General features: G+C 57.5%; 21 protein-coding genes, 1 tRNA gene and 1 other RNA gene. 11 read left to right on the top strand and 12 right to left on the bottom strand.

Translation table 11 applies throughout. From position 1 onward, the window contains the following. The first annotated feature begins 48 nt into the window (after positions 1–48). The 4 genes from KIN_RS02960 to KIN_RS02945 are packed head-to-tail and all read left to right on the top strand — an operon-like array spanning position 49 to position 2,564. A complete protein-coding gene (locus tag KIN_RS02960; protein ID WP_159804456.1) occupies positions 49–627 on the top strand; it encodes a nuclear transport factor 2 family protein in 579 nt (192 codons plus the stop codon). Beyond that, entirely contained in the window at positions 624–1,142 is a 519-nt protein-coding gene (locus KIN_RS02955) for a VOC family protein (protein ID WP_159805321.1), read from the top strand. Before KIN_RS02960 ends, KIN_RS02955 begins: the two co-directional genes overlap by 4 nt. A 19-nt stretch (positions 1,143–1,161) precedes the next feature. Next, positions 1,162–2,109 (top strand): cyclase family protein, encoded by a 948-nt coding sequence (locus tag KIN_RS02950; RefSeq protein WP_159804455.1) that lies wholly within the window; start codon positions 1,162–1,164, stop codon positions 2,107–2,109. Beyond that, a complete protein-coding gene (locus tag KIN_RS02945; RefSeq protein WP_159804454.1) occupies positions 2,106–2,564 on the top strand; it encodes a cyclic nucleotide-binding domain-containing protein in 459 nt (152 codons plus the stop codon). Before KIN_RS02950 ends, KIN_RS02945 begins: the two co-directional genes overlap by 4 nt. Before the next feature lie 203 nt (positions 2,565–2,767). Here KIN_RS02945 and KIN_RS02940 read toward each other — a convergent pair whose 3' ends face one another. After that, positions 2,768–3,160 carry a RidA family protein gene (locus tag KIN_RS02940; RefSeq protein ID WP_159804453.1) on the bottom strand — a complete coding sequence of 131 codons (393 nt, stop codon included), beginning with the start codon at positions 3,158–3,160 and terminating at the stop codon, positions 2,768–2,770. Between the two features lie 130 nt (positions 3,161–3,290). Between KIN_RS02940 and KIN_RS02935 the strand changes: the two genes are divergently transcribed. Next, complete coding sequence (locus tag KIN_RS02935) at positions 3,291–4,451, top strand: IS30 family transposase (protein WP_159804452.1); 1,161 nt, start codon at positions 3,291–3,293, stop codon at positions 4,449–4,451. 101 nt (positions 4,452–4,552) lie between these two features. On the opposite strand, the gene rpoH is transcribed toward KIN_RS02935, so the two are convergent. Both rpoH and KIN_RS02925 read right to left on the bottom strand, forming a co-directional pair. Then, a complete protein-coding gene (rpoH, locus tag KIN_RS02930) occupies positions 4,553–5,449 on the bottom strand; it encodes an RNA polymerase sigma factor RpoH (RefSeq protein ID WP_159804451.1) in 897 nt (298 codons plus the stop codon). Positions 5,450–5,609: 160 nt separating this feature from the next. After that, positions 5,610–6,638 (bottom strand): RluA family pseudouridine synthase, encoded by a 1,029-nt coding sequence (locus tag KIN_RS02925; RefSeq protein ID WP_159804450.1) that lies wholly within the window; start codon positions 6,636–6,638, stop codon positions 5,610–5,612. On the opposite strand from KIN_RS02925, the gene KIN_RS02920 reads away from it, so the two are divergent. Beyond that, positions 6,637–6,945: a DUF6476 family protein gene (locus KIN_RS02920; protein ID WP_159804449.1), complete on the top strand. Its 309-nt coding sequence runs from the start codon at positions 6,637–6,639 to the stop codon at positions 6,943–6,945. The two genes, KIN_RS02925 and KIN_RS02920, sit on opposite strands and share 2 nt — an antisense overlap. A gap of 3 nt (positions 6,946–6,948) precedes the next feature. On the opposite strand, the gene KIN_RS02915 is transcribed toward KIN_RS02920, so the two are convergent. After that, a tRNA-His gene (locus KIN_RS02915) sits at positions 6,949–7,025 on the bottom strand. 43 nt (positions 7,026–7,068) lie between these two features. Next, positions 7,069–7,557 carry a GNAT family N-acetyltransferase gene (locus KIN_RS02910; RefSeq protein WP_159804448.1) on the bottom strand — a complete coding sequence of 163 codons (489 nt, stop codon included), beginning with the start codon at positions 7,555–7,557 and terminating at the stop codon, positions 7,069–7,071. Positions 7,558–7,767: 210 nt separating this feature from the next. On the opposite strand from KIN_RS02910, the gene KIN_RS02905 reads away from it, so the two are divergent. Further along, positions 7,768–8,874 (top strand): serine hydrolase domain-containing protein, encoded by a 1,107-nt coding sequence (locus tag KIN_RS02905; RefSeq protein WP_159804447.1) that lies wholly within the window; start codon positions 7,768–7,770, stop codon positions 8,872–8,874. A 154-nt stretch (positions 8,875–9,028) separates the two neighbouring features. Then, complete coding sequence (locus KIN_RS02900; protein WP_159804446.1) at positions 9,029–9,229, top strand: DUF6324 family protein; 201 nt, start codon at positions 9,029–9,031, stop codon at positions 9,227–9,229. 10 nt (positions 9,230–9,239) lie between these two features. On the opposite strand, the gene KIN_RS02895 is transcribed toward KIN_RS02900, so the two are convergent. Next, positions 9,240–9,704 (bottom strand): MmcB family DNA repair protein, encoded by a 465-nt coding sequence (locus KIN_RS02895; RefSeq protein WP_159804445.1) that lies wholly within the window; start codon positions 9,702–9,704, stop codon positions 9,240–9,242. Positions 9,705–9,805: 101 nt separating this feature from the next. Between KIN_RS02895 and ssrS the strand changes: the two genes are divergently transcribed. Continuing rightward, positions 9,806–9,964, top strand: a non-coding RNA gene (gene ssrS / locus KIN_RS22800) — 6S RNA. A gap of 2 nt (positions 9,965–9,966) precedes the next feature. On the opposite strand, the gene KIN_RS02890 is transcribed toward ssrS, so the two are convergent. The 6 genes from KIN_RS02890 to KIN_RS02865 all read right to left on the bottom strand — a co-directional run bounded on the left by KIN_RS02890 (position 9,967) and on the right by KIN_RS02865 (position 13,697). Then, the gene (locus KIN_RS02890; RefSeq protein WP_159804444.1) at positions 9,967–10,251 is read right to left on the bottom strand and encodes a hypothetical protein; all 285 of its coding nucleotides are present in this window, start codon (positions 10,249–10,251) and stop codon (positions 9,967–9,969) included. A gap of 75 nt (positions 10,252–10,326) precedes the next feature. After that, positions 10,327–10,803, bottom strand: a complete 477-nt coding sequence (gene nusB / locus KIN_RS02885) for a transcription antitermination factor NusB (protein WP_159804443.1) — start codon at positions 10,801–10,803, stop codon at positions 10,327–10,329. Then, positions 10,800–11,339 carry a 6,7-dimethyl-8-ribityllumazine synthase gene (locus tag KIN_RS02880; protein WP_159804442.1) on the bottom strand — a complete coding sequence of 180 codons (540 nt, stop codon included), beginning with the start codon at positions 11,337–11,339 and terminating at the stop codon, positions 10,800–10,802. Before KIN_RS02880 ends, nusB begins: the two co-directional genes overlap by 4 nt. Before the next feature lie 2 nt (positions 11,340–11,341). Next, positions 11,342–12,439 carry a 3,4-dihydroxy-2-butanone-4-phosphate synthase gene (gene ribB / locus KIN_RS02875; RefSeq protein ID WP_159804441.1) on the bottom strand — a complete coding sequence of 366 codons (1,098 nt, stop codon included), beginning with the start codon at positions 12,437–12,439 and terminating at the stop codon, positions 11,342–11,344. 89 nt (positions 12,440–12,528) lie between these two features. Continuing rightward, positions 12,529–13,101: a hypothetical protein gene (locus KIN_RS02870; RefSeq protein ID WP_159804440.1), complete on the bottom strand. Its 573-nt coding sequence runs from the start codon at positions 13,099–13,101 to the stop codon at positions 12,529–12,531. Then, entirely contained in the window at positions 13,098–13,697 is a 600-nt protein-coding gene (locus KIN_RS02865; protein WP_159804439.1) for a riboflavin synthase, read from the bottom strand. The genes KIN_RS02870 and KIN_RS02865 overlap by 4 nt, the downstream gene beginning before the upstream one ends. Positions 13,698–13,886: 189 nt before the next feature. On the opposite strand from KIN_RS02865, the gene KIN_RS02860 reads away from it, so the two are divergent. Further along, positions 13,887–15,173 carry a capsule polysaccharide biogenesis protein gene (locus KIN_RS02860; RefSeq protein WP_159804438.1) on the top strand — a complete coding sequence of 429 codons (1,287 nt, stop codon included), beginning with the start codon at positions 13,887–13,889 and terminating at the stop codon, positions 15,171–15,173. A gap of 81 nt (positions 15,174–15,254) precedes the next feature. After that, positions 15,255–16,391: a polysaccharide biosynthesis/export family protein gene (locus tag KIN_RS02855; protein WP_505712030.1), complete on the top strand. Its 1,137-nt coding sequence runs from the start codon at positions 15,255–15,257 to the stop codon at positions 16,389–16,391.

Here is a 16,391-nt window from a genome sequence, read left to right as displayed (position 1 = left end):
CTGCCCCGGCTGGAAGCTGGGGCAGGCCCCCTTTCAAGGAGATTTCTCATGTTCAAAGCGAAACACGTCAAGCCTGATGCAATCAAACTGTCCGCACTGGCAGGTGCGATTGCGCTGGCCACCGCGATTACTGGTCCAACACCAGCCTATCCGTCCCCAGAGGCGCAGCTGCAGATGCTGGTTGACCGAGAGGAAATCGGACAGGTCATCGTCAATTACGGCCTCGCCTTCGACATGCAGGATTGGGTCCTACACCGCTCGGTCTTCACCGATGAAATCGAGATGGATTTCTCTGCCTCCATTGGCGACGGGCTGGTGACGATGCAGGCGGATGATTGGGTATCGGCTGTGCAGCCCTTCTTTGCCAATCTCGAAGGCACACAGCATATCGCCATGCCGTTGATCATCGAGATTGACGGGGATGAGGCCTACGTTCGTTCTTTGCTGAATGCCTCCCATCACCTGCCCAACACCTGCGGGGGCGCAGTGCAGACCATGGTTGGCTACTACGACAACTGGCTGGTCCGCACCGAGCATGGCTGGAAAATCCGCAAGATGATCCAGCATATCACCTGGAATGAAGGCAATTGGTATGTCTTTGAAAAAGCAGCGGGGATCAGCCAATGAGACGCTTGATTCTTGCTTTGATGGCAGCCACGGCGCTAGCCGGACCTGTCCGAGCCGAAACACCTCCCGCAACCCCCGCCGAGACGGCCATTGGTTTGCAATACCGCGGCAATCACGTGGCGATGCGCGTCGCCGATCTTGAGGAGGCTGTCACATGGTGGACCGACCTCTTCGGTGCGCGAGAGGTGCGGCGTTCAGCCGTTCCAGCGCTCGACCCCGAGATCGAGATTGCCTTCCTGCACATATCGGGTGGATTTCACATTGAGCTTGTCGGCGGCGGCAGCCCGGTTGATCCGGGTGCGCCGGAAGACATCGCCGCCGACTACAGCACAGCAGGCTACAAGCATGTCGGCTTCATGGTCGCTGACCTTGAGCCGGTGCTGGCCCACCTCGCCACCCATGGCGTGACACCGGACTACCGCGTGACACGCGCCGACTATGGCGTCGAGATCGTTCTCATTCGCGACCCCAGCGGGCGCTTTGTCGAACTTTATGCACCCCTTTCATCCAAATGACTCAAAAAGGAATGAACCTATGAAACGCTTTCTTACAACAACAGCACTTCTGATGGCCATCACCGGCGGCACAGCCTTGGCGCAGACCCAGGACGAACGCTGGGTCGTCGATCCTGAAACGCTCAGCAGCCCCTATGGCGCAGACGATCAAAGAGGCGCAGCCAACCTGCTGACACAGGATACCGTGCTCTCTGCCCTGTCGCTGGTGCAAACCGGCGAGGTCCTCAGCCTCGGCATCCCGCTCGACCGCGACACACCTGCTTATGGTTGGCGTCGGTTCGAGGTGATTGTCGGCACGAATGGCGGCACCAACTATTCCAACAACGAAGACATCATCTTTGGCCCGGTGAACACCGGTACGCAGATTGACGGGCTCGCGCATTTTGGCGTGGATGGCGTCTTCTTCAACGGCAATCGTGGCGTAGACATTCAAGATCCCGCAGGTCTCGCCCGCCTCGGGGTTGAAAACACGCCACCGATCATCACAAGAGGCCTCCTCCTCGACATTCCCGGGCTGAAAGGTGTCGATCGGCTCGAGATCGGTTACGTCATCACGGTCGAGGACATTCAGGCGGCAATGGCACGGCAGGGCATCAACGACATCCGGTCCGGCGACGTCGTGATCTTCCACACCGGCCACCGCACCCTACTGGATGAAGGCGAGCGAGAGCTGTTCCTCTCCGGCCAGCCCGGCCCCGGCATGGATGCGGCGCGTTGGCTGGTTGAGCGCGGCGTGGTCGCCGTCGGGGGCGACAGTGGCTCGATGGAGGCCGTGCCCCATGAAAAGCCGGGCATTCTCTATCCAGTGCACCAGATCCTGCTGGCCCAAAACGGCGTGCACATCCTGGAAAACATCGCCACCGAACGACTGGTGGTCGGTGGCTGGTCAGAGTTTGCGTTCATCGCGGCGCCCCTGCCCTTTGTCGGCGCATCCAGTTCCTGGATCAACCCGGTGGCCATGCGATGAGTATAAAGACCATCTCTTGGCCGGATGAGGCCCAACGTGCGGCCAGAGCGCTCCCCATCTTCGCGCAACTTTCAGAGCAGGCCTTTGATACGCTGATCACAGCCAGCAGATTGATGACCGCCCAGACAGGCGAGAAAGCTCTGGATCGGGATCGCCCACCGCACGGATTCACCTTCCTGCTGGAGGGCAGTTGGACGATGCACCGGCATTTGCCCGGCGTGGAGACCCCCGTTGTCTGGGTGGATGACAGACCCGGGTCTTGGCATGGCGGTGTCCCCGCCATCGATGCCATAGCACCCGCAGATGTTTGGGCAGACACGCCGAGCCACATGATGTTCGTCCCGGCTTCGGTCATGCTGCCCCTCCTGCGTACCGAGCCAACAGTCGCGCGTCACATGTTACGCGGCATCCATGGCGGGGCCGAACTGCTTTGGGCCTCAACACAACCTCACTAACCAAATCGACGTGCAGGCGATCCAGCCAAGGTCGTTGTCCCTCATAACGAAAGGACCGTTCACCCAACGAACTGTTGAAAGCGGACCTTTGCGGCCCGGCGGCACAGGTCCGCTTTGTCCGCTTAGCCGTCATTTGAAGCAGTCACAGCTTCATTTCGTCTGACGAAAAATGTCCGATGACCGCAATGAGCCCCTTGTGTAGATCACACCACTGCGACGGCGTCGATTTCGAACTCCATCCAATCGCCTGCAAGCCTTTGGACTGGAATAAGCGTGCTGGCGGGTCGGGCGTCACCGAAAAATCTGCGACGATGCTCAGAAACTATGGCTAGGCGATCCTCGGTATGGCCCACAACTAAGATCGTCACCTTTACGACCTTTTCTGGGCCACTGCCGACAGCCTCCAAAGCTAATCGCAAGTTCTCAAAAGACCTTCCAACCTGTTTCTCAAAGCCTTCTGCCTTTTGCCCGTCCGCGAAATCACCTAGCTGACCTGACACGAAAACAATCTTCGATGTAGCCGAGATCGCTGTTAGTTGAGAATAGCCGTAGTCAACTGAAGCGCTCAGGGTAGTGGGATTTGTTCTTTCGATCATGCGTCGGATCTCCTCGGTTTCGTTTCACGATAAACCGACATCGCTAATTTTCCCAACGGCAGCTCCGTCCCTGAGGATTCAACGGGTGGTCGCAACACTTTAATCTTTTGAGAAAGATGGAGTGTTGAAGATGAAGTATCGGACGAGGACGTTCTACACGGACAAGCAGAAATCCGAGATGTGGGATCGGTGGCAACGTGGCGAGTCGCTGAGTTCCATTGGCCGCAGGTTTAATCGGGCTTCGTCGTCGATCTTTCCGCATCTGGCTTTGACGGGTGGCATTCGCCCGCCTGCGCGCACCCGGTCTCATCTGGTATTGAGCCTTGAGGAGCGCGAAGAAATCTCCCGCGGATTGGCCGTGGATCGTTCCTTGCGGTCTATTGCACGCGACCTCAAACGTGCCCCCTCGACCATCAGCCGGGAAGTTCGCAGGAACGGCGGGTGTAAGACCTATCGCGCGGCACTGTCGGATCAGCGCGCGTGGGACTGCGCAAGGCGGCCCAAAGCCTGTAAGCTCTCGTTCAACGAACCCTTGTGCCGGTTCATTGCCCGAAAGCTGCGGTCGAAGTGGTCGCCTCAGCAAATTGCGGGATGGCTTAGGCGCTGGCACCCCGACCAAGAGCAAGAGCGCGTGTCGCACGAAACGATCTATCGCAGCCTTTATGTGCAGACGCGGGGTGTTCTTAAGAAGGAGCTTCAGCAATGCCTGCGTATCCCGCGCGCCATCCGCAGGTCCCGCCATGCAACGCAAAAGGGTTTGAAACTACGAAAGATCAAGGATGCGGTGCCGATCAGTGAACGACCGCCCGAGATTGAGGACCGCGCGGTGCCGGGTCATTGGGAAGGCGATCTGATCGTCGGAGCCAACAACAGCTATATCGCCACGCTGGTTGAGCGTCATTCCCGGTTTGTGATGCTGGCGAAGGTTGCCAACAAGGATACGCAGAGCGTCATCACCGCCCTGATCAAGCAGGCGCGAAAACTCCCCAAAGAGCTCTATCGGTCGCTGACTTGGGATCGTGGCTCGGAGATGACCGGCCATGCGAGGTTCACCATGGCCACCAAGATCGACGTCTTCTTCTGTGATCCGCAAAGCCCATGGCAACGTGGCAGCAACGAAAACACCAACCGGCTTCTGCGCCAGTACTTCCCGCGCGGCATCGATATGTCGGCCTATAGTCAAGCCAAACTCAGCGCCGTGGCCCGCCAACTCAATGAACGGCCACGAAAGACCTTGCAATACCAGACCCCAGCCGAGAAATTTGAAGCCTGTGTTGCGGCGATCAATTGAACCCACACCCGCAAAGCGGACGCCCGATAGCACACTTTGGCAAAGCGGAATAAAAAAGACCCGCCGTAAGGCAGGTCTCTTTGTTAAATCTTGGGTTAGGTCTATGCGGTAGTCAGCATGTCCTTAGCTTTCGCAAGCTCCTGCATGCGAGACTGAAGTTTCTCAAACGCACGCACCTCGATTTGCCGAATACGCTCCCGGCTGACGTCATACTGACCCGACAGTTCCTCAAGCGTTACGACTTGGTCCTTCAGGCGACGTTGGACAAGAATGTCCTTTTCGCGATCATTCAGCACGTCCATCGCTTCGCTGAGAAGCTCCCGGCGTGCTTCCAGCTCGTCCTTTGCTTCATAATCTGCGGCCTGATCAGCGTCTTCGTCCTCCAGCCAGTCCTGCCACTGGGTGGCGCCCTCGCCGTCTGCCGAGATCACCGCGTTCAATGATGCATCCCCGCCGGACATGCGACGGTTCATTGAGATGACTTCATCCTCAGTAACGTTCAGATCGTTCGCAATGCGTTGGACGTGCTCCGGACGCAAATCACCGTCTTCCAACGCACCGATCCGGTTCTTGGCCTTCCGCAGGTTGAAGAACAGCTTCTTTTGCGCACTGGTCGTGCCCAGCTTCACCATCGACCATGACCGCAACACATATTCCTGAATGGATGCGCGGATCCACCACATCGCATAGGTCGCCAGACGGAAGCCCTTTTCAGGGTCGAATTTCTTGACCGCCTGCATCAAACCAACATTCGCCTCGGAAATTACCTCGGCTTGCGGAAGACCGTAGCCACGGTATCCCATTGCGATCTTTGCTGCCAAACGCAGGTGTGATGTCACCAGCTTGTGCGCGGATTCGGTATCTTCGTTTTCGACCCATGCTTTTGCCAGCATGTACTCTTCTTCCGGCTCAAGCATCGGAAACTTGCGGATTTCCTGCATATAGCGATTCAAGCCTTGTTCAGGGCTTGGTGCAGGCAGATTTGTATAGGTTGCCATGTAGCTCCCCTCCAATAACGTTTGTTACAACATATAAACTGATCGGTTCAGCTGCAAGATTTGAGGCCGCACAGATAGTGTGCAGACCGCTCAAACAGCGCAAATGTTGGACATTTGCGTAAATGCGGCGGGCATAATCACGTTAATTTCCTAACGCTTCCTAGCGCAAAAGGTTCATCAACTGTTCGAGATCATGCGGAATCGGGGCCTCAAATTCCATGAATTCACCGCTTTCCGGGTGTGTGAAACCCAGTGTCGCCGCATGGAGCGCCTGTCTGTTGAATCCTATCAAGGCAGCCTGAGCCGCGTCACTCAAGGCGGTCTTTGGCAGCTTGCGACTTCCCCCGTAGACCGGATCCCCGACAAGCCCGTGGCCCGCATACGTCAGATGAACCCGGATCTGATGTGTCCGGCCAGTTTCAAGCCAACATTCCAGCAGCGACACAACCGCCGGGGCGCCAAACCGCTCGATCACGCGGGCGCGGGTCACGGCGTGACGACCTGCATTCTTGACGACCGCCTGTTTCTGCCGGTCCGTCCTGTGCCGTGCCAGATTGGCCGTGATGCGCAGGATATTTCCTGGTTCAAATCCGACGCCCGCCAAACCTGCCAATCTGGGATCAGCGGCGTCCGGAACTCCGTACGCCAAGGCGATGTATTTGCGCTGCGCCGTATGTTTCTCAAACTGCTTGGCAAGGGCATGGTGGGCGAGATCGGACTTTGCGACGACCAGCAGGCCTGAAGTGTCCTTGTCGATCCGGTGTACAATGCCCGGTCGCTTCTCCCCCCCGACGCCAGACAGGCTGTCCGCGCAATGGTGCAAGAGCGCGTTCACGAGCGTGCCAGAGGGCGTGCCCGGTGCAGGGTGGACAACCATACCGACAGGCTTGTTGACCACGATCAGAGATGCGTCCTCGTATATGACATCTAGCGGTATATCTTCCGGTTGAGTGTCGTACTCCGCCGCAGGGGCCACGGCGATGTGCCACCGCTGGCCTTCGGATACTTTCGCCTTGCCATCCGTCTCCACCCGACCTTCAAGGGACACGGCCCCTTCTGCGATCAGCCGCGACAGGCGTGACCGGCTCAGCGCTGCCTCGACTGGCACGTTGAGCGCCAATGCCTTATCAAGCCGCGCAGGCGGATTTTCTGCAATCTCCACCTCAATGATGCGGGAGTGTGACGACATGAATGATGGCCCCGGCCTTGATGATATCCCGACGGAGGAACCCGCCAATCTGCGTTTCCTGCGGCGTTTGGTGACGACCCTGACCGCAGTTATGATCTTAGGGCTTCTAGTCCTGATTGCCCTGTTTGTCATCCGCCTGCAGCCCGCCACTTTGGCTTTGCCAGACGCGATTACCCTGCCCAATGGCGTGACGGCCCAATCTTTTACCCGTGGGCGCACGTGGTATGCGGTTGTCACAGAGGATGATCAAATCCTGATTTTCGATATTGAAACCGGTGACTTGCGCCAGACGATAGAGATCGAGTGAGGGTGGTACCACCTCCTGGTCTCGAACCAGGGACCTCTTGATCCACAATCAAGCGCTCTAACCAACTGAGCTAAGGCGGCACGGCCTTCGATTTACCCATGCAGGGCCGTGATTGCAAGACCTCTAAAGCGAGATCGTCCACGTCTGTTCGACCAGATCCCGACCGAAGGAATGGACAGGTTTTTCTTCGATGCAAGCAAAGCCGTTCTTCCGATAGAGCGCACAGGCTGCGTGGTGGCTTTGATGGGTCCAAAGCGTCAACCGATCGTAGCCGACGTCCCGCGCAAAATCCAAACAGGTCTCAAGCAGATGCTGCCCCAACCCCTGCCCTCGCGCCGCCGGTTCAAGCAGGAAAAGCCTGAGTTTCGCGGTTTTTTTATCCAGCCTGACACAGAAGATGCTGCCCAATCGCTCGGTTCCCCGTTGGGCGACCCATCCCCGCTCGACCTTCGGGTCGTGGGTCTCGGCGAAATCTGTCAAGATTTGAGCCACGAGCAGTGCGAACGTATCATCAAAACCCTCTTGCTGCGCGTAGAGCGCCCCATGCCGCGCCGCCAGCCATTCAGCATCGTTCGGCATGTACGGACGCAGGATGATCGTATCGTCGCTCATGGACAGAGTGTGGGGGAATTTCGGCCGGGTGGGAAGCTTGAAGCGCCTATTACACAAGCGTAGCGGCGATCCGGTTCGAGGCTATCCTTCCAAATTTCTGCGGCCCGGTCAGTGTCTGCGATCCTGAGGAACTGCTCATAAACTGCACAACTAAACGGTGGCATTAGCCCAAGAAACAGACAAGCCTAGCGAAAAGGAAAGGCGCAAAAAATGAATATGTCGTTCTGGCGAAGCTGGGGCACTCTCGTCGCAGCTGTGGCCATGATCGCCGGTGTTTTCTCTGTTGCCCCGCAAGTCCCCGTTCTGCTGTGGGAGGGTTTTCCAGCCGAGATTTGGACCGGGGCAAGGCGCTATGCCCATGTGGATGGAATAGTGGTTGAAGATACGATCAATGCTCCGGCTATTCCCAAAGCGGCACAAACGCGCTTCGACGCTGCAGCTGGCCGTGCGTTGCTCGTCGACCAAGGTGGCACACGGGTTTTCGAAAGCTATGGCGAAGGTTTTGGACCCACAGATCGCTTCAATTCATTTTCGCTTGTCAAAAGCCTCGTGGGCGCTCTTGTTGTCCGCGCGTTGGCGGATGGACGTATTGTATCTTTAGATGATCCTCTGGCGCTTTACCTGGGCCCAGAGGCACCGGATGCTAGCGTTCTCGATGCCCTGACCATGACTTCGGGTCTGCTTTATGCTGGCGAGCCGCCAAAGTCGGTGGACGATGCAGGATTTTCGCCTTTTGGCCCATTGGCCCGGCTGCACGTCTATGGCACCGAGACCGTCCTGCCGGACCTCAATGTTGACCACTTGGCAAAAGGCCAATTCGCCTACCAAAGCATAAACACTGCGCTTTTGGGTGCAGTCCTGGAAAACGCCTATGATCAACCTCTGCATGAACTTCTTTCAGATCTGATTTGGCGACCAGCCGGGGCTGCAGGTGCGGATTGGCAGACCTATTCAAAGGCAGAGGGGGTCGCGGCCTATTGCTGCCTTTTTGCTAGAGCTGAAGACTGGATTCGCGTTGGACGCTTTCTTCTGGACAACGGAAAGCCTGAGGATCCGTTCTTACCTGAGGATTTGTGGCAAGACTTCATTCGGCCTGACCTCACCATTTCACAGCGGCGCGAAGGTGCCTACGGATGGCATTTAAGGCATGATGTTCTGGATCGCGACGGCGAAGCGCTGGCGGGTCCTTTTACCTATTTCATGGGACGCGGAGGTCAGATGCTGTACCTTTTGCCCGACAGCGACATGGTCGTTGTCCGCTTTGGCGAGCGCCCGCAGTTGCTGCACTCAACGCTTTACGAACTGGGACTGCAATAAACGGCTTGTTTTAGAGAGAACGGAAGTCGGTCATTGGCAGCCAGCCGCGAATGGCTCCTGAGTTCCAACAGAAGCATCCCCTCCCTTCACCCGCTCTTCCCCCCTCTTTCCTTTCCCGGTAAGACAGGTCGGACGACGGATCGGAGGACGGCTCATGGCCAAATCATCGGGCATCAACAAGGAAAGCGAGATCGCGGCGAATTTGCAGATTGGGCCGACGACCCTGGGCATGGTGCGTCTTTATATAGAGGCAGACGGGGTGGACTTGCCGCTGGATTTCGACCCGGACGAAGCCGATGAGATTGCCGAGGAACTGCGGGCAGCTGCAGCCCGTGCGCGGGTCATGAAAAGCTAGCGCCCAGTGGTCAGCCCCACGGGGCCGCGAAATCCGGATCACGCCATCCTTGCAGACGCAGTGCGGCGGTTCGGGCCAATTTCTGGGTCAGCACCTTCCGCCTGGGTGCCGCGAGTTTGTCCTCGGGTGCCATACGTATAATCTCGGCATCATAGGCATCTGCAATGACAAGACCTGTTTCGTCAGGCAGCAGTTCTGTCGGAAAGCTCTCGTCGACGGCCCAGAAATACCTGTCGCACCAGTCCAGATAGCCTTGCCATTTCTGGTCCCCCTGAAAATCCGCACGGGAGGATTTACACTCCACGATCCAAACCTCTCCTTTTGGACCAAGTGCGATCACATCTACGCGCAATCCGCGATCCGGGACGAATTCCTCGACACAAGCAAAGCCATGGCCAACCAGATGGCGGCAAACACCGCGAGCCAGCAATTGGCCCGGTTGAAGCGATGCATTTGGCGAAAGATCCTCTGGCATACGCTCAATGTGAACAAACCGTAAACAAAATGCAAGTCTGAAGACCGGATGCGGCGTTCCGTGCCTTGTTTTAGACCGTGGTGACGCCTAAGTCAGTTCGGACGGTTCTGCCCTTCACGTAAATGGGGACTACATTCCGGTGGCCTTAAGCAATTCCGCGGGAGCTGGCTCTGTCCGGACCCTGGTTCGGTTACCTGGCACCCACCTGTACATACAGGTCTGCGGGAATAAGCTCCCCCACGGTTGTTGGTGGTTCCGTCGCTTATCTTGACTTGGCTGGCACGCGCACTGGCTGAAGTTTTCCGCGAGGCGGATCTTTTTGTTCAGGGTCGGCCAAGCCCATGATCGCAATGCCTATTTGAACGCTTCCGAAGGTGATGATGAAAAAGACTGTCATCACGGCAAGTGCGAGAAATCCACCGGCGGAATGGCTCACCAGATACCACAGATTTCCAACGTTAAAATAAAGAAGCAGCCCGACAAATCCGAGCGCGGCGCATGCGCCAAATCCTGCATGGCGGAGCATAAATTTGATATGATCGGGCATCTTGGAACCTCTGATCAGTTATCTATTCCAGAATATATAGTACTTTTCTGACCTGCGCACACTGCGAAGCAGCCTTCAGAACGCCTCCGGACGGGCCTCTCGTGCCATGTGGTCCAGGACGGCATTCACAAATTTCGGCTCCCGCCCATCAGGAAAAAACGCCTTGGCCACGTCGACGAATTCGACGATCACGACCTTTGGCGGTGTTTTGGCTTGCAAAAGTTCGGCACCCGCAGCCCGAAACAGCGCGCGCAACGTGGGATCGATCCGGTTGATCGGCCATTTCGCCACCAACGCCCGATCTGTCATCTGATCAATCGCCGATTGGCTGTCTACGACGCGCTCAAGAAGGCCGCGGAACGTGTCGATGTCCCCTTCCGCCATTTCATCGCCCTCGTAAGTGGCGCCGAACCGGTGGGTTTCGAACTCTTCCCGCACGGCGTCAACCGTCTGATCAGAATGTTCCATCTGAAACAGGGCCTGCACCGCGTAAAGCCGGGCCGCCGATTTCATCTGACGTTTTTGATTGCCGGACGGAGTGGTGGCTGTCATGCGATTTGAAAACTTTCGTCGTCATCAAGTGTGGGGCGCGGTTTGAAGCCAACGCCCTTGGATTTCTGACCGTATTTGCGCTGTAGTGCGATCAGGTGCAAGGCCGCCGCGGCGGCACCGCCCCCTTTGTTCTGGCCATCGGCATCGGCCCGCACCTCGGCTTGCTCTCGGTTTTCGACGGTCAGGATGCCATTGCCGATATTTGCACCTTGCAGCCCCAGCAGCATCAGGCCCCGCGAACTGTCGTTGCAGACCGTTTCATAGTGTGTGGTTTCGCCCCGAATGATGCAGCCCAAAGCAACAAACCCATCAAAGTTTGACTGACGATGAGCGATGCGGATCGCCGGGGGAATTTCCAAAGCGCCGGGCACTTCGACTACCTCGCATGTCGCGCCTGCCTTTTCGCATTCGGCCTGTGCACCTGACACGAGGTTGTCCGCGATATCCTTGTAATAGGGTGATACAACGATCAGCAGCTTCGTTGGTTCGTCAAAGGTCGGCGTATCGAGTACGTGGTGCGTTTCTGCAGTTGCCATGATCAGCTGTCCTTCGGAATGGGCCGTGTGCCCGTGATGCGCAGGCCGTATGCCTCAAGCCCGACAACCTTGGGTGAGGGCGAATTGGTCAACAGCTCAAGTTCGCTCAGCCCGAGGGCCGCGAGGATTTGCGCACCCAGACCGTATTGGCGCAATGTCTGGGGTGAAGCTTCCCCGGCCATGACCAGTTTCATCGTGGTATCGCGGAGAAGGACAACAATTCCGCGCCCCTCTTCCCCGATGGCTTTCATCGCCGCTGGCAGCTCCGGCCCACCGCCGCCAATGCCCAGCACATCTTCCAACGGGTTAAGCGCATGCATCCGGGTCAGAACCGGCCCCGGCTGGTTAAGGTCGCCTTTCGTCAGAACGATATGTTCCGCGCCCTGTGTCTCGTCGGTGAAAACCCGCATCATCCAGTCGCCACCGTAAACGGAAGACACTGCTTTCTGAGAGGCTTCTTTCACGAGATTGTCGTGACGGCGCCGATATCCAATCAGATCGCTGATCGTACCGATCTTGAGATTGTGCAACTGTGCGAAGGCGACCAGATCGGGCAACCGGGCCATGGTCCCGTCTTCGTTCATGATCTCGCAGATCACGCCGGATGGGTTAAGGCCCGCCAAGCGCGCCACATCAACTGCTGCTTCCGTGTGACCGGCCCGGACCAAAACCCCACCATCGCGCGCGCGCAGGGGAAATATATGGCCCGGCGTCGCAATATCAGCCGCGCTCTTGGACTGATCAATGGCAACCGCGACGGTCCGCGCCCGGTCATGGGCCGAGATACCGGTTGTCACACCTTCCCGCGCCTCGATGGAAATCGTGAAGGCGGTTTCGTGGCGGGACGAATTATAGGATGCCATCAGGGGCAGACCCAAAGCGTCGATCCGTTCGCCTGGTAGCGTCAGGCAGATCAATCCGCGCCCGTGCGTCGCCATGAAATTGATCGCTTCCGGTGTCGCCATCTGCGCAGGAATAACCAGATCGCCCTCGTTTTCCCGGTCCTCGTGATCCACCAGAATGAACATCCGGCCATTTCGGGCGTCGTCGATGATCTCATCGACCGAGGATATGGCATCTGAATAATCGACGTCGCTCATACTTGGATCTTTCCTGTTCTTCCGGGCAGATAGCCCCTGCACGCTGTGTTGGAAAGGGGGTGCGGCGCTATCGTGACGTCGCAACCACTTTAAGAGGCGGTTGCAAAGTATGTCTCAGCTTTGAGGTAGCCCGCAAGTTGGCCAATATCGGACCATTCCCGCTCTAGATCGGTCTCTCCAATCACGAGCACGCCGTCGCGCGGCAGCTTCATCACCTTGAGCGGCAGGTGAATCTTTGTCCGCGCAGACGACCACCCATCTGATAGCTTTGGCGGGCTGCCACAGACCGGCTGAATACCCGTTTCAGCCGCAATCAGGGAGGCGAGCGCGTCGGGCGATAGCGGGGGAAGAGCCAAACCGGCAATGGCGACATTTTGCAGATCCCTTAATTTCGCACCGCGTGGCACTGATATAGATCCCGCATGCGCGCCAAGCGCATTGGATGAGAATAGAAATCCCACCACGTCTCGCCCGGTGCTGGCACGCACGGACGCATAGGTCTTGTAGGGCAGGCCAAGCTCTTTCGCGCGGCGCACACGCAAGCGCACAACCTCGATCGGTAGTGTCGGCAAAAGAGCCGCGCGGGCCTTGGTCCAACTGTGCTTGCGCCAGCTTCGGCCGCCTTCCATGGTCGGACCGTTGTTGTGACCCAGCATCGTCATGCGGCGACCTCGTTCAGCCGGGCAACGTAACGGGCCAGCGTGTCGATCTCCAAGTTGATGCGATCGCCAGCCTTAACCGTTCCCCATGTCGTCGATGTCTTCGTGTGCGGAATGAAATTGATGCCGAAGGAGGCGCCATCGACCTCGTTGACGGTCAGTGATGTGCCGTTCAGGGCAACTGACCCCTTTGGTGCAATGAACCGGGCCAACGCGCCGGGTGCCTCGAAGGTCACCCGCGTACTGTCACCGTCTTCCGCGACATTTGTGACGTGGGCAACACCGTCCACATGACCCGACACGATATGCCCGCCGAGTTCGTCGCCAACGCGGAGGGCCCGCTCAAGGTTTACGCCGCGTCCAACCGCCCAGTTCGCGATGTTGGTTTTTGAAACGGTTTCGCCCGAGATATCCACATCGAACCAAGGTGTGTCATCCTGGCCCTTATCGACCACTGTCAGACAAACGCCGTCACAGGCGATGGATGCACCCAGATCAATACCCGCCGGGTCGTACCGGCAACCAATGCGCGCTCGCAAATCGCCGCGCTGATCCAACGCCTTGAGGGTTCCGACATCCGTGATGATCCCCGTAAACATTCCGCCGCTCCTTCGTGTCTGCGGTTTCTGCGTAGCGCGAGTGAAAAACGCGTGCAAGTTCCCCTGACGCCGCGCCACAACACCTGCAATGGAATTAACCAAGACCACGCCCGTGCCCTATTTAACGGGGATTTAACATGTAGAGATGCAATTAAGCATGAATCCGAGCTTCGAGAGGATCTCTGGCCCATGGTGTCAGGCCGCGGCAAAACTTTCCTGTTTCTGCAGGGCCCCCACGGGCCTTTTTTCTATCGCCTGTCGCAAATGCTGCGCGAGGCGGGTTCGAACGTCTGGCGCATCGGCTTCAACAAGGGTGACGAGGCTTTCTGGTTCGACCGCAAGACCTACATTCCGTTCACCGGCACTGCGGAAACCTGGCCAAGCGCCGTCGGTGAGATTCTGACAGACAAGCGGATCACCGATGTCGTGCTTTACGGCGATACACGAGAAATTCACGTGCAGGCGATCGCGTTGGCCAAAGAACGTGGTCTACGGATCCATGTCTTTGAAGAAGGCTACTTGCGGCCCTACTGGATCACCTATGAACGCGATGGCAGCAACGGACATTCGCGCCTCATGAGTATGACCGTGGACCAAATGCGCGCGGCCTTAGAAGGGCTTGATTTGGACGTTCCAGATGCCCCTGCCCGCTGGGGCGACATGCGCCAGCACATATTCTACGGTATGGCATATCACTTCTTCGTCCTGCTCTTTAACCAAGGCTACCCGAATTTCAGACCACATAGAGCGCTGAGTGTTCCGAAAGAATTTCTTCTCTATCTTAAACGCCTGATCCTATTGCCTTTCACCGCCACAGAGCGCGCTCTAGCTACCACAAAAATCAGTTCGGGCGGCTTTCCATATCATCTGTGCCTGCTGCAGTTGGAACACGATGCAAGCTTCCAAAATCACTCGCCTTTTTCCACCTTGGGAGAGTTCCTTGAGCTGGTGGTGAAAGGCTTTGCGGACGGCGCACCGGGTCACCATCATCTGGTCTTCAAAGCACACCCGCTAGAGGATGGCCGCGTGCCGATCCGTCAGATCATCCGGTCCCTTGCCAAACACCACGGCATCAGCAAACGGGTCCACTACGTGCGTGGCGGAAAGCTGGCGCGTCTTCTGAATTTCGCATCGAGCGCGGTAACGGTCAATTCCACAGCCGCACAACAGGTGCTTTGGCGGGGCCTTCCCCTGAAAGCCTTCGGGGATGCCGTTTACAAAAAACGCAGCTTTACCTCCAGTCAGACGCTGCCGGATTTCTTCGCCAATCCCCAGCGACCTGATGGGGCGGCCTATCGTGACTACCGGCACTATTTGCTTGAGACCTCGCAAGTAACCGGTGGCTATTACGCAAGCCGGTCAAGGCGTCGGCTGCTACGGCAAGTCGTGGATATGATGCTGGTGATCGAAGATCCTTATGACGCCCTAACAACAGGCACTGCGACGCCCCGGCAACAGTTACATGTGGTGGGATAGGCGGGACTCTTCCAATTCGGACCGAATTGCGTAGGGTGTCAGAAAAAAACTGAGGCATTTTCCAGTCAAGGAGCCCTGGCAGTGAAACACTTGCGACCACGCAGCGCCCGCGTTGCGTTATTTTTCCTCGTAGCTTTGATGGTCGCGTCCTGCGGTCTGCCCAGATCCGGGCCCCGCAAAGCCGAAATTTTCTCAGGCTCCGTTGAACAAGAAGGCAACGCCTACATCGTGACCGTGGATCAAAGGGTCGCTCGCGAAGCAAGCAAACAACCAGCACTCGGCTTTACGGACGGCTTTCTGAGCGCAGGCGTGGTCGGATCCGATATCATCCGCCCGGGTGACGTCCTTGGATTGACCATCTGGGAAAATGTAGATGACGGGCTTCTGGCGCAAGCGGGTGCAAGTGCGACCGATCTGACCGAAGTTCAGGTTGATGGCGACGGCTTCATCTTCGTACCTTACGCGGGCCGGATGAAGGCCAGCGGCAATACGCCGGAAGGGTTGCGCCGTGTCATCACAGGAAAGCTGGAAAGTCAGACCCCCGACCCGCAGGTTCTCGTCCGGCGTTTGGCCGGTGACGGCTCAACTGTGACCGTCGTGGGCGGTGTCAGCCAGCAGGGCGTCTTCCCGATTGAGCGCCCCACCCGCACCTTGTCGGCGATGCTTGCACAAGCCGGTGGCGTTGCCATCCCGACGGAGGTCGCACTCATCACCCTTCTACGGGGCGGCCATCGCAGCACGGTCTGGTTCGAAGATCTGTTCACCCATCCTGAGTTTGACGTCGCCTTACGTGGGAATGATCGGATCCTTGTCGAGCAGGACAGCCGCGCCTTTACGGTCCTCGGTGCGACAGGCGGTCAGGCACGGGTCGAATTCGAAACACAGATGCTTTCGGCCATTGAAGCTTTGGCGCAGGTCGGTGGCCTCAGCACCAATATCGCCGATCCAACTGGCATTTTTATTTTCCGGGACGAGCCGGAAAACATCGCCCAGAACGTTTTGGGACGAAACGATATCAACGGCACGCAACGGCTCGCCTACATTCTCGATCTGACACGACCCACTGGCGTGTTCGATGCCCGTGACTTCTCGATCCGCGATGGAGACACGATCTACGTCACCGAAGCGCCGTTTGTCACATGGAACAAAACAATCAGCGCTCTGACGGGCTCGCTCCAATCAGCGAATGCCTTGACTGCCGCGACCGGCACCCAATGA

The sequence above is a fragment of the Litoreibacter roseus genome, assembly GCF_009811795.1.
GTDB lineage: Bacteria > Pseudomonadota > Alphaproteobacteria > Rhodobacterales > Rhodobacteraceae > Litoreibacter > Litoreibacter roseus.
Note: the sequence above shows the minus strand (reverse complement) of the source record. Positions and strands in the feature narration are given on the sequence as shown.